The organism is Tibeticola sp. (assembly GCF_022759015.1).
Lineage (GTDB): Bacteria > Pseudomonadota > Gammaproteobacteria > Burkholderiales > Burkholderiaceae_C > Tibeticola > Tibeticola sediminis.
Map to the genome: position 1 here is coordinate 1 of NZ_JAEMQB010000175.1, position 9535 is coordinate 9535.

7 protein-coding genes are annotated in these 9535 nt (G+C 65.3%); all 7 read right to left on the bottom strand.

Annotation, left to right across the window (positions count from 1 at the left end; all coding sequences use genetic code 11):
- Window positions 1–1168 (bottom strand): dihydrolipoyl dehydrogenase (locus tag JHC36_RS11050; RefSeq protein ID WP_287919084.1); only part of this gene is annotated, 1168 nt, incomplete at its 3' end.
- A gap of 12 nt (window positions 1169–1180) precedes the next feature.
- The gene (gene odhB, locus JHC36_RS11055) at window positions 1181–2455 is read right to left on the bottom strand and encodes a 2-oxoglutarate dehydrogenase complex dihydrolipoyllysine-residue succinyltransferase (RefSeq protein WP_124219466.1); all 1275 of its coding nucleotides are present in this window, start codon (window positions 2453–2455) and stop codon (window positions 1181–1183) included.
- Window positions 2456–2501: 46 nt separating this feature from the next.
- Window positions 2502–5375, bottom strand: coding sequence for a 2-oxoglutarate dehydrogenase E1 component (locus tag JHC36_RS11060; RefSeq protein WP_124219468.1), 2874 nt, complete (start codon window positions 5373–5375; stop codon window positions 2502–2504).
- A gap of 197 nt (window positions 5376–5572) precedes the next feature.
- On the bottom strand, window positions 5573–6874 hold the full coding sequence (locus tag JHC36_RS11065; RefSeq protein WP_287919088.1) for an SLC13 family permease: 1302 nt from the start codon (window positions 6872–6874) through the stop codon (window positions 5573–5575).
- Window positions 6875–6896: 22 nt separating this feature from the next.
- Window positions 6897–8231 (bottom strand): phosphoglucosamine mutase, encoded by a 1335-nt coding sequence (gene glmM, locus JHC36_RS11070; RefSeq protein ID WP_287919096.1) that lies wholly within the window; start codon window positions 8229–8231, stop codon window positions 6897–6899.
- A gap of 50 nt (window positions 8232–8281) precedes the next feature.
- The gene (gene folP, locus JHC36_RS11075) at window positions 8282–9178 is read right to left on the bottom strand and encodes a dihydropteroate synthase (protein ID WP_287919090.1); all 897 of its coding nucleotides are present in this window, start codon (window positions 9176–9178) and stop codon (window positions 8282–8284) included.
- Window positions 9175–9535 (bottom strand): HAD-IIIA family hydrolase (locus tag JHC36_RS11080; protein ID WP_287919093.1); only part of this gene is annotated, 361 nt, incomplete at its 5' end. The genes JHC36_RS11080 and folP, both read right to left, overlap by 4 nt.

Genomic DNA, 9535 nt, shown 5'->3' on the forward strand with positions numbered 1-9535 from the left:
CCTTGTAGTCCACGCCCTCGGCCTTGAGTTGCTGCTCGGTTCGACCGACCCAGGCGATTTCCGGGCTGGTGTAGATCACCCAGGGAATGGTGTTGAAGTGCACCTGAGGCAACTGCCCAGCCATGCGCTCGGCAACCGCCACGCCCTCTTCCTCGGCCTTGTGCGCCAACATCGGCCCACGCACAACATCACCGACGGCCCAAACGCCGGGGAGATTGGTGCGACACCACTCATCGACCACGATCGCCCCGCGCTCGTCGAGAGCCAGGCCGACGGCCTCGGCATTGAGACCCGCGGTGTAGGGAACGCGGCCGATCGAGACGATGAGCCGGTCGACGGCGAGTTCGTGCGCCTGACCCGAGGCGTCGGTGTAGGCGATCGAAACGCCCGCCGAGCGCCCCTTGCGCTGCACCTGGACGCCACCGACCTTGACGCCCAGTTCGATCTTCAGGCCCTGTTTGTCAAAAGCCTTGCGGGCTTCACGGGCGATTTGCTCGTCCACCGCCGCCAAGAAGGTGGGCATGGCCTCGAGGATGGTCACCTCGGCGCCGAGCCGACGCCACACCGATCCCATCTCCAGACCAATCACGCCGGAGCCGATCAGGGCCAGGCGCTTGGGCACCGAGGACAACTGCAAGGCGCCGGTGTTGGAGAGCACGTATTCTTCGTCGAAGGGCACGCCGGGCAAAGCCCGAGGCGCCGAGCCAGTGGCGACAACCACCTGTTGCGCCTGCAACAGATGATCCTCCGCACCCTGCACCCGAATCTCGTAGCCGCCCTCGACGGCGCGGACGAACGAACCCCGGCCATGGAAGAACCGCACCTTGTTCTTCTTGAACAGGTAGAGGATGCCGTCGTTGTTCTGTTTGACGACCGCGTCCTTGCGGGCAATCATTTTCGGCACGTCGATCGAGAGCTTGCCGGTGCTGATGCCGTGCTCACCGAAGTGATGCTGCGCCTGTTCGTAGTATTCGGACGATTGCAGCAGCGCCTTCGACGGAATGCATCCGACGTTGGTGCAGGTGCCGCCCGGTGCCGCCCCGCCTTGGGAGTTTTTCCAGTCGTCGATGCACGCGACCTGGTAACCCAGTTGTGCCGCCCGGATCGCCGCGACATAGCCGCCAGGCCCGGCGCCGATGACGACGACGTCGAATTTGAGTTCAGCCATGATTGCCCTTCCTTAGATGTCAAAGAGCAGACGCGCCGGATCTTCGAGCGCTTCTTTCATGGCGACCAGCCCCAGCACCGCTTCGCGGCCATCGATGATGCGATGGTCGTACGACAGCGCGAGGTAGTTGATCGGACGGATCACGATCTGGCCGTTCTCCACCACCGGACGCTCCTTGGTCGCATGCACGCCAAGGATGGCCGATTGCGGCGGGTTGATGATGGGGGTCGAGAGCATGGAGCCAAAGACGCCACCGTTCGAGATGGAGAAGGTGCCACCCGCCATCTCTTCGATCGACAGCTTGCCGTCGCGGGCCTTGACGCCGAACTCGGCGATCTTTTTCTCGATGTCGGCAAAGCTCATTTGGTCGGCATTGCGCAGGATCGGCACCACCAAGCCGCGGGGCGAGCCCACGGCGATGCCGATGTCGAAATAGCCGTGATAGATGATGTCGTTGCCGTCCACCGAAGCGTTGAGGATCGGGAACTTCTTGAGCGCATGCACCGCGGCCTTCACGAAGAAGCTCATGAAGCCGATCTTGACGCCGTGCTCCTTTTCGAAGCGCTCCTGGAAACGTTTGCGCATTTCCATCACCGGAGCCATGTTGACCTCGTTGAAGGTCGTCAGGATGGCGTTCGTCGCCTGAGATTGCAGCAGCCGCTCCGCGATCCGGGCACGCAAACGGGTCATCGGCACGCGTTGCTCCGGCCGATCGCCCAGGCCGGGCAACGCGGGAGCCGCCACCGGGGCCAGCGCCGGCTTGGCGGCCGGCGCGGCAGCAGCGGGCGTGGGGGCAGGCGCCGCTGCGGGCTTGGCTGCAGCGGCGAGCACATCACCCTTGGTGATGCGGCCATCTTTACCCGTGCCGGCAACGGCTTCGGCCGACAGACCGCGCTCGGCCATCAGCTTGGCCGCTGCCGGCATGGCGGGCGCCGCGCCTGCGGCGGGCGCAGCGGCCGCGGATGCAGCGGCTGGCGCGGGCGCGGATGCCGGAGCTGCGACGGCCGGGGCAGGCGCGGCTGCGGGCGCCGCTGCGGCGGCGCGGCCCACCGTGTCGATGCGGGCGATCACCTGATCGGCGACCACGGTCGCGCCGTCACCGGCGACGATCTCGGCCAGCACACCGGCAGCGGGCGCCGGGACCTCGAGCACGACTTTGTCGGTTTCGACTTCGACGAGGATTTCATCCATCGCCACCGGATCGCCCGGCTTCTTCTTCCATTGCAGCAAGGTCGCTTCGGCAACCGACTCGGACAACTGGGGAACTTTGACTTCGACGTAGGACATGGGGAATTCTTTCGGGATGGGTTACGCCAATGCGCGCGAGCGCGCCTTACTTGGAGAGAACGAAGCCGCGCAACTTCGCAAATGCGCCTTCGACGAGCGCCTTTTGCTGCTCCTGGTGCAGATGCGCGTATCCAACGGCGGGCGATGCCGAAGCGGCACGGCCCGAATAGCCCAGCTTTTGCCCCGGCTGCATGTTTTCGTGGATGTTGTGCTGGATGAAGAACCACGCGCCCTGGTTTTGTGGCTCGTCCTGGCACCAGACCAACTCCGTCGCATTGGGGTACTTGCGCAGCTCTGCGGCGAAGGACTTGTGCGGGAAGGGATAGAGCTGCTCGATGCGAATAATCGCCACGTCGTCGGCGCCCTTTTCTTCACGCTTCTTGACCAGCTCGTAATAGACCTTGCCCGAGCAAACGATGACGCGCTTGACCTTCTCTGCCTTGATCGGTTTGAGCTCCCCGATGACGGTCTGGAAACCGCCCCGCGTGAACTCCGAGATCGGCGAAGCGGCATCCTTGGCGCGCAGCAGCGACTTGGGCGTGAAGATCACCAGCGGCTTGCGCAGGTTGCGCAGCATCTGCCGACGCAACACATGGAAGATCTGACTCGCCGTCGTCGGCTGCACGAGTTGCATGTTGGTGTCGGCGGCCAGTTGCATGAAGCGCTCGACCCGCGCGGAGCTGTGCTCCGGCCCCTGCCCCTCGTAGCCGTGCGGCAGCATGAGCGTGATGCCGTTGAGTCGGCCCCACTTGACTTCGCCCGAGGCGATGAACTGGTCGATGACGACCTGCGCGCCGTTGGCGAAGTCGCCGAATTGCGCTTCCCAGATCACCAGCGTGTTCGGGTCGGCGGAGCCATAGCCGTATTCGAAGCCCAGCACCGCCTCTTCCGACAGGATCGAGTCGATGACATGGAACGGCGCCTGATTTTCGGAGACATGCTCGAGCGGCACATAGGTCCCCTCGTCCCAGCGTTCGCGGTTCTGGTCATGAATGACGGCATGCCGGTGCGAGAAAGTCCCGCGGCCACTGTCTTCGCCCGAGAGACGCACGCCATAGCCGCTCGAGACGAGCGACGCGAAGGCCATGTGCTCGCCCATTCCCCAGTCCACCGCGATCTCGCCGCGCCCCATGGCTGCGCGATCGTCGTAGACCTTCTTCACCAGCGGGTGCGGCGTGATGTTCGCAGGCAGCGTGGTGATCCGCTCGGCCAGCCGCTTCCACTCGGCCAGCGGGATCGCGGTGTCGGCCGCATCGGTCCATTTCTTGCCGAGGAATGGCGACCAGTCGACCGCGTACTTGCTCTTGAAGTTCGTCAGAACCGGGTCGACCGTGTGGCGTCCGGCGTCCATCGCGGCGCGATAAGCCTTGACCATCTCCTCGGGCTCTTCGGGCCGCAACACGCCCTGGGCCACGAGTTTGTCGGCATAGAGCTTGCGCGTGCCCGGATGCGCAGCGATCTTTTTGTACATCAAGGGCTGCGTGAGGCTCGGCGTGTCCTGCTCGTTGTGCCCGAGCTTGCGGAAGCAGACGATATCGACCGCCACATCCTTGGCGAATTCCATGCGGAACTCGAGCGCGAGCTGAATCGCGAGCACCACCGCCTCGGGATCGTCGCCATTGACGTGCAGCACAGGCACCTCATAGCCCTTGACGATGTCAGTGCAGTACAGGGTGGAGCGCAGGTCGCGCGGGTCGGACGTGGTGAAGCCGATCTGGTTGTTGATCACCACATGCACCGTGCCGCCTGTGGAGTAGCCGCGCGTCTGCGACAAGGCAAAGGTTTCCTGGTTGACGCCCTGCCCCGCAAAAGCCGCATCACCATGCACCAGCACCGGCAGCACCTGCGAGCCGCGCGGGTCTCCGCGACGGTCCAGGCGCGCCCGCACCGAGCCTTCGACCACCGGATTGACGATTTCCAGGTGCGAAGGGTTGAACGCAAGCGAAAGATGCACCGGCCCCCCGGCGGTCGCCACATCGGAGCTGAAACCCTGGTGATACTTGACGTCGCCGGCGGGCAGGGACTCGGGCGCCTTGTGCTCGAACTCCGCAAAGAGGTCGGCGGGCATTTTCCCGAGGATGTTGACGAGCAGGTTGAGACGCCCACGGTGCGCCATGCCGATCACGACTTCCTGGCAGCCTTTGAGACCCGACCCCTGCACCAGTTCGTCCATCGCCGCGATGAAGCTCTCACCGCCTTCGAGCGAGAAGCGTTTTTGCCCGACATATTTGGTGTGCAAATAGCGCTCGAGCCCCTCGGCTGCCGTCAGTCGCTCGAGGATGTGGCGCTTCTTCTCGGCGCTGAAATTCGGCTTGCTGCGTATGCTCTCGAGCTTTTGCTGCCACCAGCGCTTTTGCGTCTGGTCGGTGATGAACATGAACTCGGCGCCAAGCGTTCCGCAATAGGTTTCGCGCAAGGCATTGAGCAGCTCGCGCAGCGGCATCACCTCGCGGCCGAAATAGGTGTTGCTCGTGTTGAATTGCGTCTCGAGATCGGCGTCCGTGAAGCCATAGAAGGAAGGCTCCAGCTCGGGGATGGCCGGACGCTCGGTGCGCTTGAGCGGGTCGAGGTCCGCCCAGCGCGTCCCGAGATTGCGATAGGCCGCAATGAGCTGCTGCACACCGACGAGCTTGCGCCCCTCTTCGCTTGCGCCCCCGGCTGCAACGACCACTTTGGTGCCGCCCTGCTTGGCGCGCTCCGCAAAGGCGTTGATGACGGGCTGGTGCGGAATGTCCCGCGCGTCGCTGCCGTCGACGGCCGGGACGTTTTGGAGGGCATCGAAATAGGCCCGCCAATTGTCCGGCACGCTGCCGGGATTGGTGAGGTATCGCTCGTAGAGCTCTTCGACATAAGGCGCATTGCCGCCGAAGAGATAGCTATTGCCGAGATAAGCGGCGTAGACCGAAGAGGGTTCGCTCATGGTGCGCTGACTTTCGTTCCCCTAAGGGGAATCCGATCTGGTTGAACAACCTTCCGCGACACGGCTGTACCGGTTGGCGGATGCGACTGTGGCATTGGAAGGACCGAGGGGCGCAATTGTGCCACGCCGATCCCCAACACTGGCTGACGATCCGAAGGCGTGCCCGCAGCCGCGGGCAAAGGATCGGTTCAGGCTGCTTAGGGCAACGCGATCCAGACGATGACCAGGGAAAACAGCGTAACCGGAATGCCAATGCGCGCATGATCGCGCCAGCCGATGTCGATGCCAAGGGCCTGAGCGGCATCGACGACGATGAGGTTGGCGATCGAGCCGACGAGCAACAAATTGCCGGCCAAGGTGCTGACCAACGCCAACAAAACCGCTGCGGGCTCGCCCCCGACATGCGGCAGCAGCAACATCACCGCCGGAACGTTCGAGACCAGATTCGACAGGCTCAGCGCCAGCACCAGCAAGACCCCGGGCTGCTCGATATGAACGCCGTGAGCAGCCAGCTGTGCCAGCGCATGGGCGGCCAAGCCCGTGGAAGCAAACCCGTGGTTGACGACGAACAAGCCCACGAAGAGGACCAGCAGTTCCCAATCGACGAGGCCCATGACCTGCGAGGAGTGAAAGCGTCGACTCAACAGCAAGATGCCCGCCCCCACCAGCGCAGCGGCCTCCCGAGGCCAGTCCGTCGCGAGGAACACCGCCATGAGCGCCAAGGCCACGGCCAAGCCCTTGAGCATTTGCCAGCGATCGGGCGCGGGCATCGCCAACCCGCCTGCGGGCAGGGGCGAACCGGAGGCGGGTTCGACCGCGTCCCTGCTCGGAGCCGGCGTTGCTCGAGCCGCCAACCCCAAGGGCGCAAAGCGCAACCACGCCCACAGCACGACAAGGCTCGCCGCAACCGGCCCCAGCGCCAGCCGGGCGTAGCGGCCAAAGTCGAGCTGCATGACTGAGCCGATCAGCATGTTCTGCGGGTTGCCGATGAGGGTCGCCGCCGAACCGATGTTGGCCGCGCACGCCAAGCCCACGAGAAACGGCACGGGTGCCAGTCGACGCTGCACGCAGATGCGCGCGACCAGCGGCGCCATGGCCAGGCAAACCACATCGTTCGAAAACACCGCGGATAAGGCACCGGCCACCGCAATGAGGGCTGCCAGCAAACGGCCCTGCGACATGGGGCGCTGCCCGAGCCGATCGACCACCGCCGTAAAAAACCCGCCCAGATGCATTTGCGCAGCCAACACCATGAAGGCAAACAGCAGCATCAGCGTCGGCCAATCGACGGCGCGCACCGCCTCCTCGGTCGACACGACGCCCAGCCCCATCATGGCGATGGCCCCGAGCAGAGCGACCCCAGGGCGGTTGAGCTTGAGCCGCGGCAACCCGCCCAGGAACATGCCAAGGTAGACGAGCGCAAACACGCCGACCACTCCCCAGTCGACGGCCTCGTGCCAAAGCGCTTGGGTTTCCAGGGCCAAAGCGGAGCTCGACATCAAAGCAACGGCGCTCAGCCTCTCATCCCGCCTGCGCAGCCTCTGTGAGCCGCTCGACCGCCCGTGCGCAGGCGTCGGCGTCTTGCGCTTCGACCATGATGCGCAGCAAGGGCTCGGTGCCGCTGGCACGGATCAGAACCCGCCCCCGATCCCCCAGCTCGGCTTCGACGCGTCGGACCTCCTCGGCAAGCTTGGGGTTGTGCCGCCAGTCGGCGCCGGGCTCGAGGCGGACGTTGCGCAACACCTGCGGGAATAGCGTGAGCCCTTCGAGCAAATCCTCCAGCGGCCGGTTGCGGCGAACGCTGGCCTGCAGAATTTGCAAGGCCGAAATCAGGCCATCCCCCGTCGTGTGCTTGTCCAGCACCAAGAGATGCCCCGAACCCTCGCCACCGAGCAGCCAGCCCCGGCGCAGCAGTTCCTCGAGCACATAGCGGTCGCCTACCTGGGCACGCACGAAGGCCAAGCCGCGCGCGCGCAGCGCAAGTTCCACCGCCATATTGGTCATCAGGGTCCCGACACAGCCTGGCACGGCCTCGCCCCGCGCCAGCCGATCCAGCACCAGCATGTAGAGCAACTCGTCGCCGTTGTAGAGCCGTCCGCGTCCGTCGACGAGCTGCAAGCGGTCCGCGTCGCCGTCGAGCGCAATGCCAAACTGCCCCTGCTGCGCCCGCACCGCTTCGACGATCGCCTCCGGGTGCGTGGCCCCGACGCCCGCGTTGATGTTGATACCGTCGGGCTGGCACCCAATGGCGGCAACGTCGGCGCCCAACTCATGAAAGACCTTGGGCGCGATCTGGTAGGCCGCACCGTGTGCGGCATCGACGACGATCTTGAGGCCGTGCAGCGTCAGGTCGTTGGGGAAGGTGCTTTTGCAGAACTCGATGTAGCGGCCCGCGGCGTCATCGAGCCGGCGGGTTTTGCCCAGCCCGATCGAGTCTGCCCATTGCGCAGGCTCCTCGAGCGCCGCCTCGACCTCGAGCTCCCACTCATCGGGCAGCTTCGTCCCCTGGGCGCTGAAGAATTTGATGCCGTTGTCGTCGAACGGGTTGTGGCTGGCACTGATCACCACGCCGAGGCTCGCGCGCAAGGCCCGCGTGAGGTAGGCCACCGCCGGTGTCGGCACCGGGCCGAGCAACACGACGTCGACGCCTGCGGAGTTGAACCCCGATTCCAGCGCGCTCTCCAGCATGTAGCCCGAGATCCGCGTGTCCTTGCCAATCAGAACGACCGGTCGACTCTCGCTGCGCTTGAGCACCCGGCCGGTCGCATGCGCCAGGCGCAGCACGAAGTCGGGCGTGATCGGCGCACGGCCCACGCGCCCCCGGATTCCATCGGTTCCGAAATATTTTCTCATGATTGCCGGCGTCAATTGGTCGTTTGTTGCTATTAAATTCTAAGTATTCACGCTCAAGCCGGGGATGCTTGCCGGACCCGCTCCCAGACCTTGATCGCCTGGACGGTTTCCAACACATCGTGCACCCGCACCACCGCCGCGCCCCGCTCGACCGCGAGGAGCGCGGCTGCGACACTCGCGCCCAGGCGTTGCCCCGGCGGCGGCACCACCGCCCCCGGAGCGGCCACCACCGCACCGAGTGAAGACTTGCGCGACCAACCGACCAGCAAGGGGTAAGCCAGTTCGAGCAGTTCGCCCTGCCGTGCGAGCAGGCTGAAGTTTTGCTCGACGGTTTTGCCAAAGCCGATGCCTGGGTCGAGCACGATGCGCTCCGCCTCCACCCCCAACACCCGCAGCCGTGCCGCGGCCTGGGCCAGGAACCCCCGCACCGCCGGGACGACGTCGCCCTCCATCGGCGCCACCTGCATCGTTTGCGGGTCCCGGTGCATATGCATGAGGCACACCCCGCATGACGGATGACGCGCAACCGTCACGGCGGCCTGGGGCTCCTGCAGCGCGCGCACATCATTGATGATGTCGACCCCGAGGTCGAGTGCCCGCTGCATCACCGCGGGCTTGTAGGTGTCGACCGAAATCGGCACGCCCAGGCGCACCGCGTCCTTGAGCACCGGTTCGAGACGTTCGAGTTCCTGCTCGAGCGGCACCGGCTCGGCACCGGGGCGCGTCGCCTCGGCGCCGATGTCGAGCATGTCGGCCCCTTCGCTCAGCAGCTGCTCGCAGTGCCGCAGCGCAGCCGAGGCATCACAGTGACTGCCGCCGTCCGAGAACGAATCCGGCGTCACATTGACGATGCCCATGACCTTCGGACGCGAAAGATCGATGGCAAATCGGGCGGTCTGCCAAAATCGGCCTCCGGGGTAGCCTTCAGGGCGGCTCCATGCTGTGTTCATGCAGGCACCTCCTCGGGCCCAAGCAGTGCGTCGACCGCCGCGGCCAGATCGGCATACACCCGTGTACCTGCCGGCAGCCCCCCTTTGGCGAGGGTGCGCTCACCCTTTCCGGTCCGCACCAGCCAAGGCTCGGAACCAACGGCGACGGCTGCCTCGAGATCCCTCAGGCTGTCGCCAATCGCAACCGCGCCCTCGAGCGGGATTTGGAGTTGCTCCGCGATGCGATGCAGCAGCCCCGGACGCGGCTTGCGGCAGTCGCAGCCGGCGTCCGGCCCGTGTGGGCACCAGACGATGAGGTCGACCGCAGCGCCGCGCTCGGCCAGCAGATCGGCGAATTTCTGGTGCATCGCGTCGAGC

Bases quoted from the DNA above. Each gene is read 5' to 3' on its own strand.
- odhB (WP_124219466.1), bottom strand. From the start codon at position 2,455: ATGTCCTACGTCGAAGTCAAAGTTCCCCAGTTGTCCGAGTCGGTTGCC.
- JHC36_RS11060 (WP_124219468.1), bottom strand. From the start codon at position 5,375: ATGAGCGAACCCTCTTCGGTCTACGCCGCTTATCTCGGCAATAGCTAT.
- JHC36_RS11065 (WP_287919088.1), bottom strand. From the start codon at position 6,874: ATGTCGAGCTCCGCTTTGGCCCTGGAAACCCAAGCGCTTTGGCACGAG.
- folP (WP_287919090.1), bottom strand. From the start codon at position 9,178: ATGAACACAGCATGGAGCCGCCCTGAAGGCTACCCCGGAGGCCGATTT.